The sequence below is a fragment of the Cytobacillus sp. Hm23 genome, from assembly GCF_051842895.1.
In the GTDB taxonomy this organism is placed as follows: Bacteria; Bacillota; Bacilli; order Bacillales; family SM2101; genus Nanhaiella.
The window spans coordinates 22,820-45,536 of the sequence record NZ_JBPXRQ010000002.1; the positions used below are offsets into that span (position 1 = coordinate 22,820).

A 22,717-nucleotide genomic window follows, 5' to 3' on the forward strand; every position below is an offset into this window, starting at 1 on the left:
CCGAAGCGAAAAGAAATAACTACAGTGCATGTGTTGGTGAGATGTGTGCTATTTTGTGAAATTCAATTTTTTTGGGGGTGAATTGTTTATGACTCACTGGATCTTCACTGAAGAACACAAATTATTTCGTCGAACTGTTCGAAAGTTTGTTGAAAAAGAAGTTATGCCTTATGTTAATGAGTGGGAAAAGGAAGGTGGAATCCCACGAAGCCTTTTTAAGCGAATCGGAGATCTAGGTTATTTAGGTATAAAAGTGCCAAAGAAGTATGGAGGGTTAGGTTTAGATTATATTACTGAAGCCGTTTTTCTTGAGGAGTTAACAAAATGTGGTTCAGGTGGTGTAGGTGCTGCGATTGGAGGCTCCATTGGAATTGCCATGACACCTATCTTAAATTTTGGTAACGATTATCAAAAGACAAAATATGTTCAACCTACTATTGCAGGGGATATGGTGGGAGCTCTTGGGATAACTGAGCCAAACGCTGGAAGTGATGTCTCCTCTCTGCGTACGACTGCTACAAAAAAAGATGGTTATTATGAGTTAAATGGGTCAAAAACGTTCATTACAAATGGTGTAAATGCTGATTACGTCGTAGTTGCTGCGAAAACGAGAAATGAACCACTTCATAAAAATATCAGCTTGTTTATCGTTGAAACAGGATGGGATGGTTTCGAAGTTGGAAAGCCTTTGCAAAAACTAGGTTGGCGAAGCTCTGATACTGGGGAGTTGTTTTTTGAAAACGTAGCAATACCTGAAGAAAATCTAATTGGAAACGAGAACGATGGCTTTTATTATATTATGAAAAATTTTCAATGGGAAAGAATCATCTTATCGTTAGCATGTGTAGCTCAGGCGGAAATGGCACTGGAAGCAAGCATGAAATATAGCTCAGAAAGAATACAATTTAATCAGCCAATTTCAGCATTTCAAGTAATTCAACACAAAATGGTTGATATGGCTGTAGACATTGAAAAAGCAAAACATATGACTTATCGGGCGTTATATTTATTCAATGAAGGTAAAGACATAACGACTGAAGCGACATTTGCGAAAGTTTATGCAGGAGAAATGGTAAATAGGGTCTGTGATGAAGCTTTGCAAATCTTTGGTGGGGCAGGGTATATGATGGAGTATGATGTACAACGTTATTGGCGAGATGCTAGAGTCCAATCGATTGGAGGTGGTACGACACAAATTATGAATGAAATTCTATCAAAGCAGCTTAAAATAGTAGATTAGTAATTTAAGAAATGAAAGCTTTAATAGATTTTTACTCTATTGAGATGTTTAAATTTCACATTAAATATAACAATTGTTGTGCTGAATTGGTTTCATCTTTTGGGTCAACGAGATTACATTTGCTCTCCTTTAATGAAAGCGCTTCAATACTTTATCTTAACTGTAAGTGTCTGTTCAATAATAGCCAGCTGGTCAAGGATAAGTAAGGCGTAAATATCAAAAAAAGAGGTGTTCATATGATGATTAACGAGATCAACAGAATTGCCATTGGGGATATGTTAAGAAGAACTGCTAACAGAGTGCCTGAAAAAATAGCTCTTGTTGATGGTGACGTTAAGTTAACATATAAACAACTAGACAATGCGGTTAATCAATACGCTAACTATTTGTTAAGTAATAAATTTAACAAAGGTGATTGTGTAGCTACCATTGCTGGGAATTCCTACGAACATGTAATCGCCATCTTTGGTATAGCAAAAGCAGGATTAACATGGGTACCAATTAACCCGCATATATCAATTCAAGAAAAGCTATATATTCTCGATGAGGTGAAGGCATCGATCATACTTGGTGATGCACCGTTGTTAACGCAAGATTATGAGAACTTAAAGGAAAAACGTTTGTTATATTTTAATAACTCCTCAGAAGAAGAATTAGCATTTCTTGCTGCTTTCAGTGAAGAATCTATAGAGGAACCGGTAGTTGATATTCATGATCGTGATGTAGCTCAAATTATGTTTACGAGTGGAACGACAGGTAACCCGAAAGGTGTCATGATAAGTCATACAAGTGTCTATATATCAAGCTTAGCAAATATTATTGAAAACAAATTGAAGCAAGAGGATGTTGTAACAATTATGTTACCGATGTTTCATTGTGCACAACATGCATTTCTTACATCGTTTATAAATATAGGGGCAAAGAATATCATATATAAAACTTTTGAACCAGAAGCCTTTATGGGAACGGTCCAAGAGGAAAAGGTTACGGTTATGTTTGCCTTACCTATTATGTATCGAGCCATTATTCATCATCCAAAGAGAGAACACTATGATTTTACATCTCTCGAAACGTGTATGTATGGGATGGCTCCGATGGATAAGTTTACTTTAGAAAAAGGCATAAGCGAATTGAATGCAAATTTTTTATTAGGTACTGGTCAAACAGAAATGTATCCAGGTACGATGTTTTTTAAACCAGAAGAACAGTTACGCCGATTCGGATCTTATTGGGGTACGAGTAGTTTAGTTAACGATACAGTGATTATGGATGGTGAAGGTAACATCCTCAGTAAAAATCAAGTCGGTGAAATCGTCCACCGTGGTCCGAACGTCATGAATGGATATTTAAATAATAAACAAGCTACCGAGCAAACGCGTATGTTTGATTGGCATCATACAGGGGACTTAGGTTATTGGGATGATGATGGACAAATGATTTTTGTAGATCGAAAAAAAGACATGATTAAAACTGGTGGAGAAAATGTGGCATCTATAAAGGTAGAACAAACAATTATTAATCACGCTAAAGTTCAAAATGTAGTAGTTGTAGGGTTGCCACACGAGCACTGGAGTGAGGCAGTGACTGCGTTTGTAATTCCAAAAGAGGGAATGGGTATAACGCCTGAAGAAATTATTGCATATTGCAAGCAACATTTAGGAGGATTCCAGGTTCCTAAGGATGTCGTTATCGTAAGTGAATTACCTATGACATCCACCGGAAAAATACAGAAGCATTATATTCGGAAACAATATCAAGAACACTATGCTCACGCTAAGTCTTAATAAAAAAACCATTCACTCTGAGAAAAACATTTTTTCGAAACAAGACTAAGTAACAAGTAAATTAGTGAAAGGTGGGTTAACAAAATGAACAAAGGAATAGGAGCATGGCTAACATATCATAGTGAACAGATACCGGAACAAGCTGCTCTCATATACAAAGATAAAACAATCACGTATAAGGAATTAAATATTAGGGTTAATAAACTGGCTAATAGTTTACTTAAGTTAGGAGTTCGATTTGGAGATAGAGTTAATGCTCTCCTTTTTAACTCAAATGAATGTATGGAAACGATGTTTGCTTGTGCTAAAATTGGCGCTATTTTTGTACCGATAAATTTTCGTCTTAGCATTGATGAAATTGAATATATTGTTCGCGACTCTGGAACAGGCCATTTAATCTATGATGAAAGAATGGCTCAAGCAGTGAATGCCTTGCGTGAAAGAATAAAAGAATTAAATTATTTCATCCATGTCGGTCACTCTCCAGATTTAGTGGATTTATCTTACGAAAATTTAATAGATCAGTCATTGGGGAACGAGCCTCAATTTGAACTGAGCGAAAATGATGTTCATATGATGATGTATACGTCTGGTACGACTGGGAAACCAAAAGGAGCAATGTTAACTCACGGGAATACACAATGGAATGCAATTAATGCAATTCAATTTTTAGCTTTCAAAGAAAATGACATTACTTTAACTGTGGCACCTTTATTCCATATTGGTGGGATGAATATTCTCACAACCCCTGTACTATATAAAGGAGGAACTGTCGTTCTTCAAGACCATTTTCAACCAGATAAGGTACTACATGCGATACAAACTTATAAAGTAACTAGTCTCTTTCTTGTTCCTGCAATGTGGATGGCTCTATTACATTCTAACCTCATTAATGACTATGATCTATCATCTTTTCGATTTTGCATTTCTGGTGGCGCACCATGTCCTCTCACAGTGATTGAATTTTTTCAGCAAAAACAAGTACCGTTATATGAAGGTTTTGGATTAACTGAAACAGCTCCATTTGTAAGTTTACTAGATGCTAAAAATGCTTATCGAAAGATGGGCTCAGTTGGTAAGAACCCTATACACACTGAAGTAAAAATTGTAAATGATTTAGGAAGCAGTGTAGAACATGGTGAAGTCGGTGAATTACTAGTCAAAGGCCCTAATGTGTTTGCAGGATATTGGAATAAACCACTTGAAACGAAGAAGGCTATTAAAGATAGTTGGTTCTATACAGGGGATTTAGCCAGAATGGATGATGAGGGGTTTATTTATATTGTAGATAGAAAGAAAGATATGATTATAAGTGGCGGAGAAAATATTTATCCTGCTGAAGTGGAACAAGTTTTATATAAGCACCCTGATATCAAAGAAGTTGCCGTAGTTGGGGCAGTAGATGAGACATGGGGTGAGGTCCCTAAGGCATATATTGTTTTACATGATACTGACAATAATTTGACGCTCCAGCACTTCACAAAATTTTGTAATGGAAAGCTTGCAAATTATAAGATTCCTAAACATATAGAATTACTTTCTAATCTACCTCGAAATGCAACTGGTAAAGTATTAAAAACTCAACTAAGAAACATGTTGTGATAGTACGTGAACGGTCTTGATCTTATAAGAGAAACAAAAGGAGGAATATAGAATGATGAATAATTTAGTATTATATGAATTGCTAGATCGTACAGCTGTAATTACGTTGAATAATCCTGATAAGCTGAATGCACTGTCTTTTGATTTAATTGAGGAACTTGAAGAAGCTATTCGAAAAGCGGAGAAGGATGAGCATGTGCAAAGCATCATTTTGACAGGTACTGGTCGTGCATTTAGTTCAGGTGGGAATGTAACTGATTTTCCAGATTTGAATGCAGTGAACGGTCGTAAATATTTGATAGAGGGACATGATTTACTTAAAAGAATTTATGCTTTAGAAAAGCCAGTTATTGCTGCTGTCAATGGATTAGCAGTTGGAGGAGGGTTTAACTTAGCTCTTTGTTGTGATTTTGTTTTAGCTTCAGAGAAAGCTGTATTTTCTCAAATCTTTGCAAAAATTGGTCTAGTTCCTGATATGGGAGGAATGTTTCTTTTACCACGCACTGTAGGGTTACAAAGGGCAAAGGAGCTTATGTATTCAGGACGAAAAATTACTGCAAAAGAAGCGTTTGAATATGGTATTGTGCTTGAATTAGTATCCGCTGAACATTTAATGGAACGAGCAGTTGAATTTGCGAAAACAATAACAGAAGGTGCTCCAAATGCAATTGCATTAACTAAGTCGATTTTAAACCATAGCTTTGAATCAAGCTTCGATCACATTTTAGCTGAAGAAGCTATGGCGCAAGGTATTGCCTTTACAACGAAAGATCATAGGGAAGGAGTAACATCATTTTTTGAGAAAAGACAACCACAATTTTCAGGTAGATAATTTGCATATGAATTAAAAAGGGGGAGAAGATAATGAACGAAAAATTGCCTAAACATATGACTACTAATTTAACTTTACCAGTCATTTCAGCACCAATGTTTCTCATATCAAGTCCAAAGTTAGTTATTGAAAGTTGTAAGTTAGGTGTCATAGGTTCATTTCCAACATTGAATGCTAGAACAGTAGATATATTAGAAGGTTGGATGGCTGAAATTTCATCAGAGCTAGCTATTGCAAAAAAAGAAGACCCTCAACTGAAAGTTGCACCATGGGCTGTCAATTTTATCGTTCATCAAACAAATCCACGATATGAGGAAGACTTACGGTTAATAACTAAATATCAGCCCCCAATCGTTATTACATCACTTGGAAATCCGTCAGCTGTTGTTGAAATTGTTCATCATTACGGCGGTCTTGTCTTTGCTGATGTAAGTAACATTCCTCATGCTCGCAAAGCTACAAAAATGGGAGTTGACGGTTTAATTCTAGTATGTTCAGGTGCAGGAGGGCATGCTGGAACAATTAATAGCTTTGCTTTTGCAGGAGAAGTAAGAAAATTTTGGGATGGTATTACAGTCTTGGCAGGTTGCATCACGACGGGACGTGATATTCTTGCAGTTGAAGCTTTAGGTATGGACATGGCTTACATCGGAACGAGATTTATTAGTGCAAAAGAGAGCTTTGCAAGTGAAGATTATAGAGATATGTTAATAAATGCTTCTGTAGATGATCTTATTTATACTGATGCTATTAGTGGTGTATACGCCAATTACCTAAAGGAAAGTATTCTAAATGCAGGTATTGATATAAATGTACTTGATAAGAAACAAACTGTTGACTTTTCATTTATGAACCAAACAAATGCGAAAGTATGGAAGGATATATTTTCTGCAGGACAAGGCGTTGGCCAGATAAATAGAGCTCAAACAGTTGCTGAAATTATTGAGGAAATGCAACATGAATATCAGTTAGCTAAAGAAAGTCTGTCTAAATCTAAATCGTATGTTTGAAGAAAGATGCAAAGTAATATAAAATCGCAAGATAAATAAGTTGACGAGGTTTTTTCTATAAAGAATCAGTTCGCTTGACGTGTTTTAATTAATTTTAACTAAGTAGTCTATTCTAGGACATCTTAAGGCTAGAAGTCTTCAGCTTCTAGCCTTATAGTGTGGATTCAGAAAAGCAAAACGGCATAACTCGGCGAATTAGCGTGAGCCTACTACCATGAGAAATATCATTATTACCATGAACGTAAATATTCAGGTGATTATTAATACAGTTCATGTAAAGATAAGTAAACATGAGTTTTGAAAATTGTGTATAAATTAGTTTCTACAGATTTTTTCAAGGGGTTTTTTAGAACAGTTTGTTATAGTAACTAAAAATGGACAAAATAGACACATTTCAATATAGTTTCTCTCTTAATTGTTCTTAAAAAGTCATGAAAGGCCATTTGGTAGCTGAAACTTTGTGATTTATCTCACTTAATGTTTTATGTTGTTTCATTATAATAACAACTAAGAAAGTTTAGGTGAGGTGAACGAGTATGAAACCTTTGATTCCGAAACAACATGGTGCATGGGCTATGTTACTCATCCCATTTTTGGTAGGAATATTTGCTGGGCAGCCTTCTATGATACATTTCCCCTTATTCGGTGGCTGGCTATTACTTTATTTAGGTACATATCCTTTGCTCATGTTTTTGAAAGGGAAGCGACGCGAATTTTATCTCAAATGGACATTTATTTATATGTTTCCAGCTCTTATTTGTTTAGTTATAACATTGATTATAAATTATAAACTTTTTTATTTCGGCATTGTCATGCTGCCTTTTTTCGTGGTGAATGTTTATTTTGCAAAGAAAAACCAAGAGCGTGCTTTACTAAATGACATGAGTGCAATTACATCATTTAGTATCGGTGGAGTTGCTAGTTATTATGGGGGAACTGGTTCGATAGATTTTGTTGCTATTGGGATTTTGTTACTTTCAATGTTCTTCTTTATAGGAAGTACATTTTATGTGAAAACAATGATAAGAGAGAAGAAAAATAGTACATACCGTTGGATATCTTGGGGCTACCATCTAGGTATCATAGTCATATTATTTGTAAGTGGCTACCCTTGGTTTATTATTGCGTATATACCGAGTGTAGTCCGTGCTTTTTACTTTTATGGAAAAAATGTTTCTGTCTTGAAGGTAGGTATCTGGGAAATTATAAATGCTGTTTATTTTTTCTTAGTCGTTGTTGTGCTAGTCTAAAATAGCTTTGAAGTGTATATCGTATTAATAAAAGGGTGTTTTCGTATTGATTGTTGCTTTTCGTACTAAGTAATAAACACGTACACAACTAAAATTCGTGGCATCTTTTCTAGTGTTCAATAATGACTAACAATATAAAACATTTTTATGTTGCTAATTTGATAACATTAGCAACAAAGTTTACGAAAAGAGCCTAATAACAAGAGCTAACCAATTAAAGGTTAGCTCTTTTTGGTTCATTTATTTTTAAGGTCAATATTCAACTAAGCTACAACATAGGTTGATTTAATGTCTGTTCTATTTTTACAGCGTAATTAATAGTATTTATATAATAGTTTAAGATTTTTATCATATATTTATAAAAATACAATTGATTTTATATTTATTCAGTATTATAATGAAAACTAATTTTACGTGATGTTTAAAAAGCATGACAAAGACAGAGGGGTAGCTATGGATTGAGTGAATCAATGCTGCCTAAGAAATAGAGGGGGATCGGAGATGAGAGCTGCTGTAATCGGTGCAACAGGTTATGGAGGAGTAGAACTATTACGTTTATTGCAGCAACATCCAGTCGTTAATGTTCATTCTGTTCATTCATCTTCTAATGATGGATTACCATTAGGGCAGATGTATGGACATTTATCTGGAAGTTTGAACTTTCAATTAGAAAGTATTGATATTGACAAAATTGGTAGTGAGGTAGATGTGGTATTTATGGCCACACCTGCCGGTGTATCTAGTGAATTGACACCACAATTAAGTGAATATGATACACATATCATTGATTTATCAGGTGATTTGCGGCTACAAGATAATGAATCTTATGAAAGATGGTATAACAAGACACCAGCTCCATCTCAAATTGTCGAGGAAGCTGTGTATGGATTATCCGAGTGGAACAGCAATAAAATTAGTGAAGCTAAAATCATTGCAAATCCTGGTTGTTACCCTACTGCAGTATTACTCGGGTTAGCACCTTTAGTTCAGTTGAACTTAATTAAGGAAGAGTCGATCATTATTGATGCAAAATCAGGTGTTTCTGGAGCAGGAAGAAATTTAGCTACCTCTGTTCATTTTGCTGAAACAAATGAGAACCTAAAAATCTATAAAGTAAATAAACATCAGCATATTCCAGAAATAGAGCAAATGCTCCTAAATTGGAATGATAGCATTCAACCAATTACATTAAGCACCCATCTTGTTCCGATGACTCGAGGGATTATGGCTACAATGTATGTTGAGCCTAAAAAACAGCTCAAAATAGAGGAGTTGTATGATATTTATAGATGTGCATATGATGAGCATTATTTTGTACGATTAAAGGATACATTCCCTTCAACGAAGGAAGTTTATGGTTCAAATTATTGTGATATTGCATTGGTGAATGATGAACGAACTGGAAGAATTACAATTGTTTCAGTGATTGATAATCTCGTAAAGGGAGCAGCAGGTCAGGCTATTCAAAATTTAAATATTATACTAGGTATGGATGAACATACTGGCTTAAATTTACTTCCTGTTTATCCATAGACGATATATATTTTTTTACTTTCTCTTACGAAAAAATAATGGAGGAATAAGTTTGATTAATATGAAAACAAAAGTAGGTACTGTTAATGTATTGCCAGAAGGAACGATAACATCTCCAAAAGGGTTTCAAACTGATGGAGTTCATGCAGGGTTACGATACACAAAGAATGATCTTGGTATCGTTCTCAGTGAAGTACCAGCTACATGTGCTGCAGTATATACACAAAGTCATTTTCAAGCACCTCCATTAAAAGTTACGCAACAAAGTATTGCAGTTGAAAACAAGCTTCAAGCTATCGTTGTAAACAGTGCCTGTGCCAACGCATGCACTGGTGAACAAGGTTTGCAGGATGCATATGAAATGAGACATATATGTGCTACACAATTTTCGATGCAAGAACACTTTGTTGCAGTAGCTTCTACAGGTGTAATTGGTGAACTATTACAAATGAATAAGATCCGTTCAGGAATAAAAAAACTCAAACCTAACAAAACGAAAAACAATGCACAGCATTTTGAAACAGCTATTTTAACGACTGATACTGTTACAAAAAAGGTATGTTATCAGACCATTATTGATGGAAAGACAGTGACAATAGGTGGAGTGGCTAAAGGTTCAGGTATGATTCATCCCAATATGGCGACTATGCTTTCATTTATTACTACTGATGCCAATATTGATTCAACAATTTTACAAAATACGTTACGAATAATAACGAATCAATCATTTAATCAAATAACTGTTGATGGTGAGACATCTACAAATGACATGGTTATTGTGATGGCTAACGGGCTAGCTAATAATGAACCATTAACCCCAACACATTCTGAATGGAAGCATTTTTATACAGCTTTAAAGCATGTATGTGAAGATTTAGCTAAACAAATTGCTCGTGATGGGGAAGGAGCAACAAAGCTTATTGAAGTAAAAGTGAAAGGTGCAGTAAACGACGATGAAGCAAGGAAAATTGCTAAACAAATTGTCGGTTCTAACCTTGTTAAAACAGCGATTTACGGTAATGATGCGAACTGGGGAAGAATAATTGGGGCGATTGGACATAGTAGTGCATCAGTTAATCCAAATACTGTAGATATTACGGTCGGTTCAATAAAGATGTTAATTGCAAGTCAACCACAGCCGTTCTCCGAGGAAAGAGCAACAGCATATTTAGCAAATGATGATATTTATATTGAGGTACATTTGAATATAGGTGATGGCGAAGGAGTAGCATGGGGCTGTGACTTAACTTATGATTACGTCAAAATTAATGCAAGCTACCGAACGTAAGGAGGATGGGGATGAGTAATGACATCATCGTAATTAAATGTGGAGGAAGTGTTATAACAGAGCTTTCAGAACAGTTTTTTAAAGCGCTCCATGAACTTCATAAACGAGGAAAGAAAGTGGTTATTGTACACGGTGGAGGGCCAGTTATTAACCAATTTTTGTCACAACTGAATATACGTGTTGAATTTATAGATGGCTTACGCAAAACGACAAAAGAAGTGTTAGATGTTGTAGAAATGACATTAGCTGGAAAGATTAATAAACAATTTGTGACTAATTTATCTCAATATGGTCTCAAAGCTGTAGGACTATCAGGTTGTGATGGTCAAATGTTGCTAGTGAAGCCTATTGAATTTGGGAAGCTAGGTTACGTAGGTGAAGTTGATCATGTAAACGTGGATTTGCTTTTAACGTTACTTAACGATGACTACATCCCCGTAGTTGCACCAATAGGCATGAGTTCACAAGGGGGGAAATACAATATTAATGCTGATTCAGCAGCAGGGAGTATTGCTGAAGCACTCAATGCAAAACAATTATTGTTTGTTACAGACGTTCCAGGTATATTACAAAATGGTATTCTTTTAGAAGAAGCATCTGAAAACCAAATTAATGGCATGATAAGTGATGGGACGATTTATGGAGGTATGATTCCAAAGGTCAAAGCGGCTATTCACTCATTATCAGACAAACTACAAGAAGTGATGATTGTCAGCGGGAAAAATAGCATCTTATCTGCTAGCGGGTCGTTGTACGGAACGAAAATAAGAAAAATGTAAGAGTTTTTTAATAACTCTTGATCAATAAAGAGTGCATTTAGGAATGTGTTTCATAAATGGAAAGTATAGTATTTTTTCAGAGTATCATTCGCTATACAGGAGTTATCTATATCTAGCTCTAGCACCTATCCCTCGAGGTCACTTCGCCATTTCAACCGAAGGAAAAAAACGCCTTCATGTGAAATGTGTCCAGTGCTTGTCGGGGATAATACAGGTTCTAATTGGGAGGTAGCTTACAATGACGAAAGAAACGTTATTTCCAACTTATCAGCGTTGGGACATTCATGTTGCTTCAGCTGAAGGTTCACATATTACTGACGAAATGGGCAAAAGTTATCTAGATTTTGTATCTGGCATAGGTGTATGTAATCTAGGTCACCGTCATCCAAAAGTTCAACAAGCATTAGAAAAACAATTACAAACATTTTGGCACGTCTCAAATTTGTTTCATGTTGACTCACAGAAAGAAGTCTCACGTCTACTTGTTGAAAATAGTAACGGTTCAGCAGTCTTCTTCTGTAACAGTGGTGCTGAAGCAAATGAGGCAGCAATTAAACTAGCAAGAAAACATACGAATAGATCAAGAATAATTACATTTAAACAGTCATTTCACGGCAGAACATTTGCTACGATGACGGCTACAGGGCAGGATAAGGTTCATGATGGATTTGGACCTTTATTAGAAGAGTTTCTTTATCTACCATTTAATGATATCGAAGCGATAGAAAAAGTGGTTGATAGTCATGTAGCAGCCGTTATGCTAGAAATTGTTCAAGGTGAAGGTGGAGTTGTACCAGCTGAGCGTGATTTTTTACTAAGGGTTGAGGAATTATGTAACAAGTATGGAGCACTCCTTATTGTTGACGAAGTACAAACAGGGGTTGGTAGAACGGCATCTAAGTTTGCATATCAAAAATTTGGTATTTCACCACATATTATTACTGTTGCCAAGGGGTTAGGAAGTGGTTTACCCATCGGTGCAATGATTGGGACTGAGAATCTAATCAATACATTTGGTCCAGGCTCTCACGGTTCAACATTTGGTGGAAACCCAATAGCTATCGCTGCAGCAAAAGCAACATTAGAAATCATATTTGATGATGTTTTTTTACAGCAAGTTGAACAAAAAGCAGCCTATTTAACGAATAAACTGAGTGATGTTTGTAAGCATGTAAGCTTCATAGAAGAAATTCGCGGGGAAGGATTGATGATAGGGATTGCTTGTAATATCAATGTTACAGATATTATATCGAAAGTCCGTGAGGAAGGACTACTTGTATTACCAGCAGGTCCACAAGTAATTCGGCTATTACCACCACTTACAGTAAGCTATGATGAAATAAATTATGCAATAAATATCATTAGTAAAGTTGTATCAGATGTAACAGTGGTAGCTAAATAACTATCGGGTTATTTTTTTAATCCAAAATGCATAAAAATTCAATAAAATAAATAAAAATACAAAAAGAGGTGTAGCATGAAAGCATATTTAACTTTAACGAATGGGAATGTCTACGAAGGGGACATAAAATCACCTCTTTCGACTAATATATCTGGTGAAGTTGTGTTCTTTACAGGAATGACAGGATACCAAGAGGTTCTCACTGATCCTTCGTATAAAGGACAAATTATTGTTTTTACTTATCCTTTAATAGGGAACTATGGAATTAACGCTGTAGATTTTGAAAGTAACAAACCACATGTTGCTGGAGTAATTGTGTACGAAGCGAAAGAATCATTAAATCATTTTGAAGCTGAGAAAACACTAGAACAGTATTTAAGGAAATGGAATGTTCCATTAATTACACATATTGATACGAGGGCCATCGTCAAAACAATTCGGGATAGTGGCACTATGTTAGGACAAATATCTCATATACCACATAAGCATTTTAGCAAAATAAAGCATTTACATGAAGAAAAGTTGGCTGTTGCTGAAGTATCTACTAAGAACATTCAAACATTAGGTACGGGATTTCCACACATTGTAGTTATAGACTTTGGATACAAACAATCAATTGTTGAACAATTGATAAAACGTGGCTGTATGGTAACGATCGTACCATATTATACAAACTATAACACAATTACTGAAATTCAACCTGATGGTATATTGTTATCTAATGGTCCAGGAGACCCAAAGGCACTTGAAAACATCATAAGTGAATTAAAAAAAATATTATCTAATTACCCGACCTTAGCAATTTGTTTAGGACATCAGCTCGTTTGCTTAACATTTGGAGCGAATACATTAAAGTTATCTTTTGGTCATCGCGGTGCTAATCAACCAGTGCGTGATTTAACAAATAATAAAGTTTTTATGACATCACAAAATCATAGTTATGTTGTGGATGAACATAGTCTCAGTGAAACTTCATTGCAACCACGTTTTGTCAATGTAAATGATCGTTCGATAGAAGGTGTAACACATAAAACGTTACCTATATTAACAGTTCAATACCACCCTGAGGCTAATCCAGGGCCTGTTGAAAGTGAATGGGTCTTTGACGAATTTATAGATAGTGTTTATGCGGTTAGGGGTGAGAAAGTGTATGCCTAAAGATACAACAATTCAAAGCATCCTAGTCATTGGGTCAGGTCCAATTATTATTGGTCAGGCAGCAGAATTCGATTATTCAGGCACACAAGGATGTAAAGCATTAAAAGAAGAAGGGTACCGAGTGATTTTAATTAACAACAATCCGGCAACAATTATGACAGATGATTTGTATGCTGATGTTGTTTATTTTGAACCATTAACAGTTGACTGCGTAACAAAAATTATTGCTAAAGAAAGACCAGATGGATTGTTAGCAACACTAGGTGGTCAAACTGGGTTAAATCTTGCATTTTCCTTATATGAAGAAGGTGCATTGGAAAAATATAGTGTTCGCTTATTAGGCACTTCAATTGAATCGATAAAAAAGGGTGAGGATCGAGAAGAATTTCGTGAACTTATGAAAAAACTAGATGAACCAGTTCCTGAAAGTGAAATTGTCACAACGTTGGAAGGTGCTCTAGGTTTTGCAACAAAAGTGGATTTTCCGATAATTATACGCCCTGCATATACATTAGGAGGAACAGGTGGTGGTATCGCCTACAATGAAGAACAGTTTAAGTCATTCGTAACGAATGGGTTATTAGCGAGCCCGATTTCTCAATGTTTAATTGAGAAAAGTGTAGCTGGCTTTAAAGAAATAGAATATGAGGTAATGCGTGATTCAACGGGAACATGTATTACGATCTGTAATATGGAAAATATTGATCCTGTCGGAATACACACAGGGGATTCAATCGTTGTTGCACCTTCTCAAACAATTTCTGACAATGAATATCAATTGCTAAGAACAGCATCTATAAAAATCATATCAGCTTTAGGTATTGTCGGTGGGTGCAATATTCAATTTGCACTTGATCCATACAGTAAGCAATATTATTTAATAGAAGTTAATCCAAGAGTTAGTCGTTCATCTGCATTAGCATCAAAAGCTACAGGTTATCCAATTGCAAAAATAGCCGCTAAACTCGCAGTTGGCTATTCATTAGCAGAATTAACCAATCCAGTAACTGGTTATACTTTTGCAAGCTTCGAACCAAGTTTAGATTACACTGTGGTTAAAATCCCGAGATGGCCATTTGATAAATTTCCGGCTGCGGATCGGACATTAGGTACACAAATGAAGGCAACAGGAGAAGTCATGGCACTTGACCGGAATATTGAAAGGGCCATTCAAAAAGCAATTCAATCACTTGAACTTGAAAGTATCGGATTGTTGTTAAAAGAGCTATGTGAATTTGCTACAGAACCCCTCCTGAAACTTCTAAAGGAAGCTGATGATAGAAGGTTATTCGTAATTCTTGAATTATTACGCAGGGAAATTTCAGTCGATGTAATATTTGAGCATACGAAGATTAATTATTTCTTTTTGCATATATTTTCGCAACTAATTGACTTTGAACAGAAAATAAAACATTTGTCATTAAATAGCGTTACAAAAGAAGAAATGCAACAGATGAAAGAAAAAGGCTTTTCAGATGAGTACATCGCTTTGTTATGGAATGTCAATGAGCTTGATGTAAGAAGTAAAAGAAAGGCGTTAGGAATTGTTCCTTCTTATAAAATAGTAGATACTTGTGCAGCTGAATTTAAGACGAAAACAGCCTATTATTATTCTAGCTATTTTGGAGAAAACGAACTAGCAGCTTCTTCAAAAGAAAAGGTACTCATTATTGGTTCTGGTCCTATAAGGATTGGTCAAGGAATCGAGTTTGATTATAGTTCAGTTCATGCTTGTTTTGCCTTACAACAAGAAGGGTATGAAACGATTTTGATAAACAATAACCCAGAAACTGTAAGCACGGATTATGAAACAGCAGATCGTTTATATTTTGAGCCATTGATCTTTGAAGATGTATTAAATGTTATAGAAGCAGAAGGTGTCGAAAAAGTAATCGTTCAGTTTGGTGGTCAAACTGCAATTAATCTTGTTCAAAAGTTAGAAAGTTATGGTGTTGAAATTGTTGGAACCTCCCATCATAGTGTAAACCTGTTAGAAGACAGAGATCTTTTTTACAAGCTTCTATCAGAAATTGATGTACCACATGTACCTGGCAAAATAGCGTTAAATGAGTATGACATATTAGAAAAAGCGCGTGAAATGGGTTATCCCATTCTACTGAGACCTTCATACGTTATTGGTGGGAAGGGCATGGTCACGTATTCATCAGAGCAGGAATTAAAAAAATATATGAATAAACAAACACAGAGAATGTACCCGGTATTAATAGATGCCTTTATCCCTGACAAAGAAGTGGAGATTGACGTGTTATCGGATGGAAAAAATATAGTCATTCCAACGATCATTGAACATATTGAACGAGCAGGAGTTCATTCAGGTGACAGTTATGCTGTTTTACCAGCATATAGTTTAACAGAAGAAGAAAGAGACAAAATTGTTGCCTATACGGAAAGAATTGCTCAAAAGCTATCTTTCACAGGTGTGATGAATATTCAATTCGTCATAAACAAAGGTGATGTTTTTGTACTTGAAGTTAATCCGAGAGCTAGTAGAACAGTTCCTATTGTGAGTAAGGTAACAAATACACCTATTATACAAATTGCGACAAAATTATTGCTTGGGAAATATACATTAGATCAACTGTATGGCAACAAAGGGTTACTGGAGAATCAACCGTATTACACTGTCAAATCCCCTGTTTTTTCCATAAATAAGTTGAATGGGGTCGACCCGACTGTTGGACCAGAAATGAAAGCTACTGGAGAAGGGATTAGCATTGCGTTAACGATAAATGAAGCACTCGCAAAGACATTTCATTCTTATCTTCAGTCACACGAAGGAAGTAATGAAATATTTATTGACCTTGATGACGAACAAGATGAATTAAAGGACACGCTATATCACGAGATTGAAGCAGCTGGTTTAATAGCAGTAGAAGATGTAAATATTGATGTTTGGCTGAAGAAAAAAGAAGCATTAGCAGTGATTAGTATAAATGATGGAAAACAAGCATTGACTAATCGCATAAAATCTATCGCTCATAGTAAACAAGTATTCACTCAATATGAGACAGTGAAAGCGTTTTTTACAGCAATTTCTCACAAGAAATTTACGATGCATTCGATACAAGAGTGGCAAGAAAAATCTAAATTAACACAGGAAGTGGTGATATAATGGCAGCTCTACCAAAAGTGAAGACCAATATTCAATTAAAGGGTATGGATTTGCTGACACTAAGTGAATTGAATATCGACGAAATCATGTATTTATTAAACACTGCATTATATTTGAAGAAGGCAAGTAATAGCGGAAAGCATAGTAAGATACTGGAAGGTCAAACGTTAGCTATGATATTTGATAAGCCTTCAACTCGAACTCGTGTGTCGTTTGAAGTAGGGATGACGCAATTAGGTGGTCACGCACTATTTTTGAATAGTAATGATTTACAATTAGGTAGAGGAGAAACAATTGCAGATACCGCAAAAGTATTATCACAATATGCAGATGCGATTATGATTAGAACGTTTGCTCATAGCACAGTTGAAGAATTAGCGTTACATGCCAAAATTCCTGTTATTAATGGTCTTACAGATCAATTTCACCCATGTCAAGCATTAGCTGACTTATTAACAATCTATGAAACGAACAAAACTTTTGAAGGTGTTAAACTAGTTTACGTTGGAGATGGGAATAATGTGGCCCACTCATTAATGATAGCATCGGCTAAAGTGGGTTTAGATTGTGTAATAGCTTGCCCTAAAGGATATGAGCCTGAGAGTGAAATTTATAAACTAGCTTCTCAATTAGCTAAAGAAAGCGGGGCTTTGATTGACATTTCACATGATCCACATAGTGCTATAGACATGGCTGATTTTGTTTACACAGATGTGTGGGCAAGCATGGGCCAAGAAAAGGAGCAGGCAGAGCGGTTACAAGTGTTTCAACAATTCCAGGTTAATGAAAAATTAGTTAAGAAAGCTAAATCTAACTTTAAATTTTTACATTGTCTACCAGCACATAGAGGTGAAGAAGTTACTGCTGAAATTATAGATGGGAATCACTCTGTAGTATTTGAACAGGCTGCGAATCGTTTACACGTTCAAAAAGCATTATTGCAAGAGATACTTAGTTAGTTCTATAACATAAACATCGTAGTAAAAAAACTCCCTATTATAAATTTATAAAGGGAGTTTTTCTTTACACTCTTTATTGTTAGTTATGATTTCAGAGTGTAAGCCTAAAATAACGCATAAATTGTTACGAGCGTTCCTACGATAAAGCAATATATTGCAAAATATTTCAAGTTTCCTCTTGCCATGATGCCCATAAACCACTTTAAAGAAAAGTAAGAAGCAAATAGTGAAGCAAAGAAGGCAACTGTATATGGTATGGCTAATGTTTTTAAATTCTCATCAGTTAAAATATCTGTAAAGCCTAATACCATCCCACCTGCACTGACTGGAATATATAATAAGAAAGAAAAACGTAACGCAGTTTCTTGCTTCATGCCGAGTAACATAGCAGCAACAATCGTTGCTCCAGATCGGCTAATTCCAGGAATGAGTGCAACAGCTTGAGCAAACCCTACAATAATGGAATCTCTAAGTGTAAGCTCAGCATCATTTTTTCTTCCACGTAAATTACGAATCGTCCATAGTGCGATACCAGTAATTAATAAAGCAACTCCAAGTACATAAATTTTCTTCAAATGATAAGAAATGAAATCATCAAATAATACACCAATAACTCCAGCAGGAATTGTTCCGATAATTAAATAAATGATAAAACGAAAATCTGATTTCGCACTCTCATCTTTTTTTACAACATATGCAATGCCATTAGTTGTTAAACGAATCAAATCTTCTCTATAGATGAGTAGGACAGCAATTAGAGATGCTGTATTGACAAGTAATGCGAATGACATATCTTCAGTTTTTATTCCAAAAATAGTCTCTGCCAAAAATAAATGGCCGCTAGATGATATAGGAATTGGTTCTGTGAACCCTTGGAATATTCCTAACAATAAATATTTAAGTAAGAGAAATATTTTTTCAAATGAATCCACGTCTAAAATCCTCCAATATTGATGCTACTATTTATTCATTTAACTATACTTTCTGTATGGCTGTAAAGAGTTAATTTCTATGTAAAGGCTGTTCTCACAAAGATTGTTGTTTTAATAAGCTACTTCGTATTACATAGTGATTATTGTTTTTCATATATACGCTTTGTAAATTAGATTTTGTAACATCTTTTCATAAATTGATGTACAAGCAACCCAATTTTAGAAAAAGTCTTGTGTAAATTAAAAAGCTCGTCACATAAAAGATGTATTCACATGAAATAAGAAATATTCTTTCAAAATGATATGTAGAAAACATGAAATTGAACTTAAAAGGAAATAGTAATACTGCATGTGAAAAAGAGCATGTATGAAGAGAAGGGACTTTTCATGCTCTTTGCTGAGATAAATTGTTTTAAGGAGTGAGAAAGATGGGACAAAGTCATCGCTTTAGATCAGGACAAAGAGCTCCGAATAATGGAGAATATGTTGAAGTAGGGGAGACAGGGGATAATGTGAAAAATCCAAAGAAGATTAGATTAAAAGCAGGAGATCCATTCCCAGAAACATCAAATCATAATAGACACTGGACATACAAAAGAAAACCTTAACTACTGATAAAATCCGAAGGCTCTATTCGTAAATTGAAACTGTAAAGTAAGCTGGGGCTTTGTCCGAGCCCCCAAGTTTTAAAAAAGTAAAAAATGCCCACGAAATCTAGATTCACGCGCATAATATTTTAATACTTGTAGCAACAATCTGTGCGAAAAAAACCAGTGAGAAAATCTATCTCCTTTAACTAGACAATACAATCAACATTTGTAACGTCTATGTAAAAGGAGTTTTTTTGCTATATACTTTTATTTCCACAACAATCCATATATAATATAATTAAAGGTCAAAAAAAGTCAAACAACTTTTTTGGGGGGATTTAGATGGAGCTAAATAATATGACACAAAAGCTACAAGAGGCTGTTATGTCATCCCAAACATTAGCTATTAAAAACCATCATCAGGAAGTAGATGTTGTTCACCTATTGTATACACTTTTAAATGAAGAAGATGGGCTAGTAAAGACAATTTTTCAACATTTAGGAATTGAAATTCAACTTATTAAACAGCAAGTAGAAGAACTGTTACATAAGAAACCTCAAATAATTGGGGCAGGGGTTGAGGCTGGTAAAGTTTATATAACTCAACAGTTACAACAGCTTTTTATATATGCAAAAGAGGAAGCTGATTTTTTTAAAGATGAATATATATCTATTGAACATTTGTTACTCGCTATCGTAAACAAAAAGGCATCATCAGAAATGAAGGATCTGTTCATGAAACACCGTGTTACTCGAGATTCATTATTAAAGGTTTTAGCTGAGATAAGGGGGAATCAAAGAGTGACAAGTCAAAACCCAGAGGTTACTTATGAAGCTTTAAAAAAATATGGTCGTGATCTCGTTGCTGAAGTTCGCTTAGGGAAAGTTGATCCGGTAATTGGTCGTGATAGTGAAATTCGAAGAGTTATTAGAATTTTATCTAGAAAAACAAAGAATAATCCAGTCTTAATAGGAGAACCAGGTGTTGGAAAAACAGCGATTGTTGAAGGTCTTGCGCAACGTATCGTGCGTAAAGATGTTCCAGAAGGTTTGAAGGATAAAACTATTTTTGCATTAGATATGAGTTCACTTGTAGCAGGTGCAAAGTTTCGTGGAGAGTTTGAAGAAAGATTAAAGGCTGTATTGCAAGAAGTGAAAAAAAGCGATGGTAGAATTCTGTTGTTTATAGATGAATTGCACACGATTGTTGGTGCAGGGAAAACAGAAGGGGCAATGGATGCTGGGAATATGCTAAAGCCGATGTTAGCTAGAGGTGAACTCCATTGTATTGGTGCTACAACGCTTGACGAGCATCGCCAGTATATTGAAAAAGACCCTGCATTAGAGCGTCGTTTTCAGCAAGTACTCGTTAATGAACCTACTGTAGAAGATACAATATCCATATTAAGAGGATTGAAAGAACGTTATGAGATTCATCATGGGGTGAATATTCATGATAGAGCAATTGTTGCTGCTGCAACATTATCTGATCGGTATATATCTGAACGCTTTTTACCAGATAAAGCAATTGATCTTATCGATGAAGCTTGTGCAAAAATAAGAACAGAAATTGATTCCTTACCTGCTGAATTAGATGAAGTCACTCGAAGAATGATGCAACTTGAAATTGAAGAAGCCGCTTTAAGAAAAGAAACGGATATCGTTAGTAAAAGCCGCCTTGAAATTTTAGTAAAAGAGCTGTCAGATTTAAAAGAGAAAGCTGCGGCTATGAAAGGCAAGTGGCAACTTGAAAAAGAGGGGTTGCAAAATATTCAGTTGTTACGAGAACGTATTGAAAAAGCAAAAAGAGATCTTGAAGAAGCTGAAAATAATTATGATTTAAACAAAGCTGCAGAGCTAAGACATGGACAAATTCCACAATTAGAAAAGGAATATAAATTACTAGAGCAGCAGTTAAATGACCAACAACCTGAGAATCGTTTATTACGGGAAGAGGTAACCGAAGAAGAAATAGCAAATATTGTAGGCAAGTGGACTGGTATCCCAGTAACAAAGCTTGTTGAAGGTGAAAGGGAAAAGTTACTGAGACTAGCTGGCATATTAGGGAAAAGGGTAATTGGTCAGGATAAGGCGATTGAACTGGTTTCTGATGCAGTACTAAGGGCAAGAGCAGGAATAAAAGATCCAAATAAACCGATTGGCTCATTTATTTTTTTAGGCCCAACTGGCGTAGGGAAAACAGAGCTTGCAAAAGCATTGGCTGAAGCATTATTTGACAGTGAAGAACAGATGGTCAGAATTGATATGTCTGAGTATATGGAAAAGCATGCAATTTCAAGACTTATTGGTGCACCTCCAGGATATGTTGGGTATGAAGAAGGAGGGCAATTAACTGAGGCGATTCGTAGGAAACCTTATTCTGTCGTATTGTTAGATGAAATTGAAAAAGCACACCCAGAAGTATTTAATATATTGTTACAAATTTTAGATGACGGACGGATTACAGATTCACAAGGTCGAACAGTTGATTTTAAAAATACCGTAATAATTATGACCTCAAATATAGGTTCACAGTTTCTGCTAGATGGGATGAATGAGATAGGGCAAATAAACGATGTTATTGAAAATCAAGTTCTGAATCAACTACGTGAACATTTCCGGCCGGAATTTCTTAACCGAGTTGATGATATTATTCTGTTTAAGCCACTTTCTCAAGCGTCTATCAATCGCATTGTTGAAAAATTAATCAACGAGCTGCAAGTTCGACTAGAAGAGAGGCACATATCAATTTCTGTTACAGCGGAAGCAAAACAATATATAGGCTTATCAGGCTTCGATCCAGTATACGGTGCGAGACCGTTAAAAAGGTTTATTCAGAAACATGTAGAAACACAAATGGCAAAAGAAATCATTGCCGGTCATATAAACGATCATGATCATGTGAAAATTGATGCAGAAAATGGACAAATAAACATCAGTAGGGAGTGAGTATATGTTCACACGTATCTATAATTATTTTTTTGTTAGTTAGGTTTGTAATGATGGACAAATAGAAACGCTGTTTTCAAATTAAAGCATAACCAAGAATACTACTAATGTCAGGGTTTCTTTTCTTCTGTAAAACGACATCATTATTTTCTTTTTAGCTACAATGTGAACACAGAATTTGAATAGAATCTTTAGAAAAGAAAAAAACAAAAAGACTTGGGTTAATCCCAAGCCTTTTTGTTTTACTAAATAGGGTTGTTTTCACATTAATTGTTG

16 protein-coding genes are annotated in these 22,717 nt (G+C 35.3%); 15 read left to right on the plus strand and 1 reads right to left on the minus strand.

Features of this window, described 5'->3' with window-relative positions:
- Positions 1 to 88: 88 nt before the first annotated feature.
- The 13 genes from ACSVDA_RS01590 to argF all read left to right on the plus strand — a co-directional run bounded on the left by ACSVDA_RS01590 (position 89) and on the right by argF (position 17,970).
- Positions 89 to 1,240: an acyl-CoA dehydrogenase family protein gene (locus ACSVDA_RS01590; protein WP_485880303.1), complete on the plus strand. Its 1,152-nt coding sequence runs from the start codon at positions 89 to 91 to the stop codon at positions 1,238 to 1,240.
- A gap of 239 nt (positions 1,241 to 1,479) precedes the next feature.
- A complete protein-coding gene (locus tag ACSVDA_RS01595) occupies positions 1,480 to 3,024 on the plus strand; it encodes an AMP-binding protein (RefSeq protein ID WP_485880304.1) in 1,545 nt (514 codons plus the stop codon).
- 84 nt (positions 3,025 to 3,108) lie between these two features.
- On the plus strand, positions 3,109 to 4,626 hold the full coding sequence (menE, locus tag ACSVDA_RS01600) for an o-succinylbenzoate--CoA ligase (protein WP_485880306.1): 1,518 nt from the start codon (positions 3,109 to 3,111) through the stop codon (positions 4,624 to 4,626).
- Positions 4,627 to 4,678: 52 nt separating this feature from the next.
- Positions 4,679 to 5,458, plus strand: coding sequence for an enoyl-CoA hydratase/isomerase family protein (locus ACSVDA_RS01605; RefSeq protein WP_485880307.1), 780 nt, complete (start codon positions 4,679 to 4,681; stop codon positions 5,456 to 5,458).
- Between the two features lie 32 nt (positions 5,459 to 5,490).
- Positions 5,491 to 6,468 carry an NAD(P)H-dependent flavin oxidoreductase gene (locus tag ACSVDA_RS01610; protein ID WP_485880309.1) on the plus strand — a complete coding sequence of 326 codons (978 nt, stop codon included), beginning with the start codon at positions 5,491 to 5,493 and terminating at the stop codon, positions 6,466 to 6,468.
- A 536-nt stretch (positions 6,469 to 7,004) separates the two neighbouring features.
- Positions 7,005 to 7,718 (plus strand): YwiC-like family protein, encoded by a 714-nt coding sequence (locus ACSVDA_RS01615; protein WP_485880311.1) that lies wholly within the window; start codon positions 7,005 to 7,007, stop codon positions 7,716 to 7,718.
- Between the two features lie 501 nt (positions 7,719 to 8,219).
- A complete protein-coding gene (argC, locus tag ACSVDA_RS01620) occupies positions 8,220 to 9,251 on the plus strand; it encodes an N-acetyl-gamma-glutamyl-phosphate reductase (RefSeq protein WP_485880313.1) in 1,032 nt (343 codons plus the stop codon).
- Between the two features lie 61 nt (positions 9,252 to 9,312).
- The gene (gene argJ / locus ACSVDA_RS01625; protein WP_485880578.1) at positions 9,313 to 10,539 is read left to right on the plus strand and encodes a bifunctional ornithine acetyltransferase/N-acetylglutamate synthase; all 1,227 of its coding nucleotides are present in this window, start codon (positions 9,313 to 9,315) and stop codon (positions 10,537 to 10,539) included.
- 11 nt (positions 10,540 to 10,550) lie between these two features.
- On the plus strand, positions 10,551 to 11,318 hold the full coding sequence (argB, locus tag ACSVDA_RS01630) for an acetylglutamate kinase (protein ID WP_485880315.1): 768 nt from the start codon (positions 10,551 to 10,553) through the stop codon (positions 11,316 to 11,318).
- 238 nt (positions 11,319 to 11,556) lie between these two features.
- A complete protein-coding gene (argD, locus tag ACSVDA_RS01635; RefSeq protein WP_485880316.1) occupies positions 11,557 to 12,720 on the plus strand; it encodes an acetylornithine transaminase in 1,164 nt (387 codons plus the stop codon).
- 75 nt (positions 12,721 to 12,795) lie between these two features.
- Complete coding sequence (locus ACSVDA_RS01640; protein ID WP_485880317.1) at positions 12,796 to 13,878, plus strand: carbamoyl phosphate synthase small subunit; 1,083 nt, start codon at positions 12,796 to 12,798, stop codon at positions 13,876 to 13,878.
- Positions 13,871 to 17,011, plus strand: a complete 3,141-nt coding sequence (carB, locus tag ACSVDA_RS01645; RefSeq protein ID WP_485880318.1) for a carbamoyl-phosphate synthase (glutamine-hydrolyzing) large subunit — start codon at positions 13,871 to 13,873, stop codon at positions 17,009 to 17,011. Before ACSVDA_RS01640 ends, carB begins: the two co-directional genes overlap by 8 nt.
- Entirely contained in the window at positions 17,011 to 17,970 is a 960-nt protein-coding gene (argF, locus tag ACSVDA_RS01650) for an ornithine carbamoyltransferase (RefSeq protein WP_485880319.1), read from the plus strand. The genes carB and argF overlap by 1 nt, the downstream gene beginning before the upstream one ends.
- Before the next feature lie 104 nt (positions 17,971 to 18,074).
- Here the strand turns inward: argF and ACSVDA_RS01655 are convergent, their stop codons facing one another.
- The gene (locus ACSVDA_RS01655) at positions 18,075 to 18,902 is read right to left on the minus strand and encodes an undecaprenyl-diphosphate phosphatase (protein ID WP_485880321.1); all 828 of its coding nucleotides are present in this window, start codon (positions 18,900 to 18,902) and stop codon (positions 18,075 to 18,077) included.
- A gap of 428 nt (positions 18,903 to 19,330) precedes the next feature.
- Here ACSVDA_RS01655 and ACSVDA_RS01660 point away from each other — a divergent pair, with 428 nt between their 5' ends.
- Both ACSVDA_RS01660 and clpB read left to right on the plus strand, forming a co-directional pair.
- Complete coding sequence (locus ACSVDA_RS01660) at positions 19,331 to 19,510, plus strand: YjzC family protein (protein ID WP_214482592.1); 180 nt, start codon at positions 19,331 to 19,333, stop codon at positions 19,508 to 19,510.
- A gap of 324 nt (positions 19,511 to 19,834) precedes the next feature.
- A complete protein-coding gene (gene clpB / locus ACSVDA_RS01665; RefSeq protein WP_485880322.1) occupies positions 19,835 to 22,441 on the plus strand; it encodes an ATP-dependent chaperone ClpB in 2,607 nt (868 codons plus the stop codon).
- Positions 22,442 to 22,717: the final 276 nt, after the last annotated feature.

Excerpts from the sequence above, each read along its gene's own strand:
- ACSVDA_RS01615 (WP_485880311.1), top strand. The coding sequence starts at position 7,005 with ATGAAACCTTTGATTCCGAAACAACATGGTGCATGGGCTATGTTACTC.
- argB (WP_485880315.1), top strand. The coding sequence starts at position 10,551 with ATGAGTAATGACATCATCGTAATTAAATGTGGAGGAAGTGTTATAACA.
- clpB (WP_485880322.1), top strand. The coding sequence starts at position 19,835 with ATGGAGCTAAATAATATGACACAAAAGCTACAAGAGGCTGTTATGTCA.
- ACSVDA_RS01640 (WP_485880317.1), top strand. The coding sequence starts at position 12,796 with ATGAAAGCATATTTAACTTTAACGAATGGGAATGTCTACGAAGGGGAC.
- argC (WP_485880313.1), top strand. The coding sequence starts at position 8,220 with ATGAGAGCTGCTGTAATCGGTGCAACAGGTTATGGAGGAGTAGAACTA.
- carB (WP_485880318.1), top strand. The coding sequence starts at position 13,871 with ATGCCTAAAGATACAACAATTCAAAGCATCCTAGTCATTGGGTCAGGT.
- ACSVDA_RS01605 (WP_485880307.1), top strand. The coding sequence starts at position 4,679 with ATGATGAATAATTTAGTATTATATGAATTGCTAGATCGTACAGCTGTA.
- argF (WP_485880319.1), top strand. The coding sequence starts at position 17,011 with ATGGCAGCTCTACCAAAAGTGAAGACCAATATTCAATTAAAGGGTATG.
- menE (WP_485880306.1), top strand. The coding sequence starts at position 3,109 with ATGAACAAAGGAATAGGAGCATGGCTAACATATCATAGTGAACAGATA.
- ACSVDA_RS01595 (WP_485880304.1), top strand. The coding sequence starts at position 1,480 with ATGATTAACGAGATCAACAGAATTGCCATTGGGGATATGTTAAGAAGA.
- ACSVDA_RS01660 (WP_214482592.1), top strand. The coding sequence starts at position 19,331 with ATGGGACAAAGTCATCGCTTTAGATCAGGACAAAGAGCTCCGAATAAT.
- ACSVDA_RS01590 (WP_485880303.1), top strand. The coding sequence starts at position 89 with ATGACTCACTGGATCTTCACTGAAGAACACAAATTATTTCGTCGAACT.
- argJ (WP_485880578.1), top strand. The coding sequence starts at position 9,313 with ATGAAAACAAAAGTAGGTACTGTTAATGTATTGCCAGAAGGAACGATA.
- ACSVDA_RS01610 (WP_485880309.1), top strand. The coding sequence starts at position 5,491 with ATGAACGAAAAATTGCCTAAACATATGACTACTAATTTAACTTTACCA.
- argD (WP_485880316.1), top strand. The coding sequence starts at position 11,557 with ATGACGAAAGAAACGTTATTTCCAACTTATCAGCGTTGGGACATTCAT.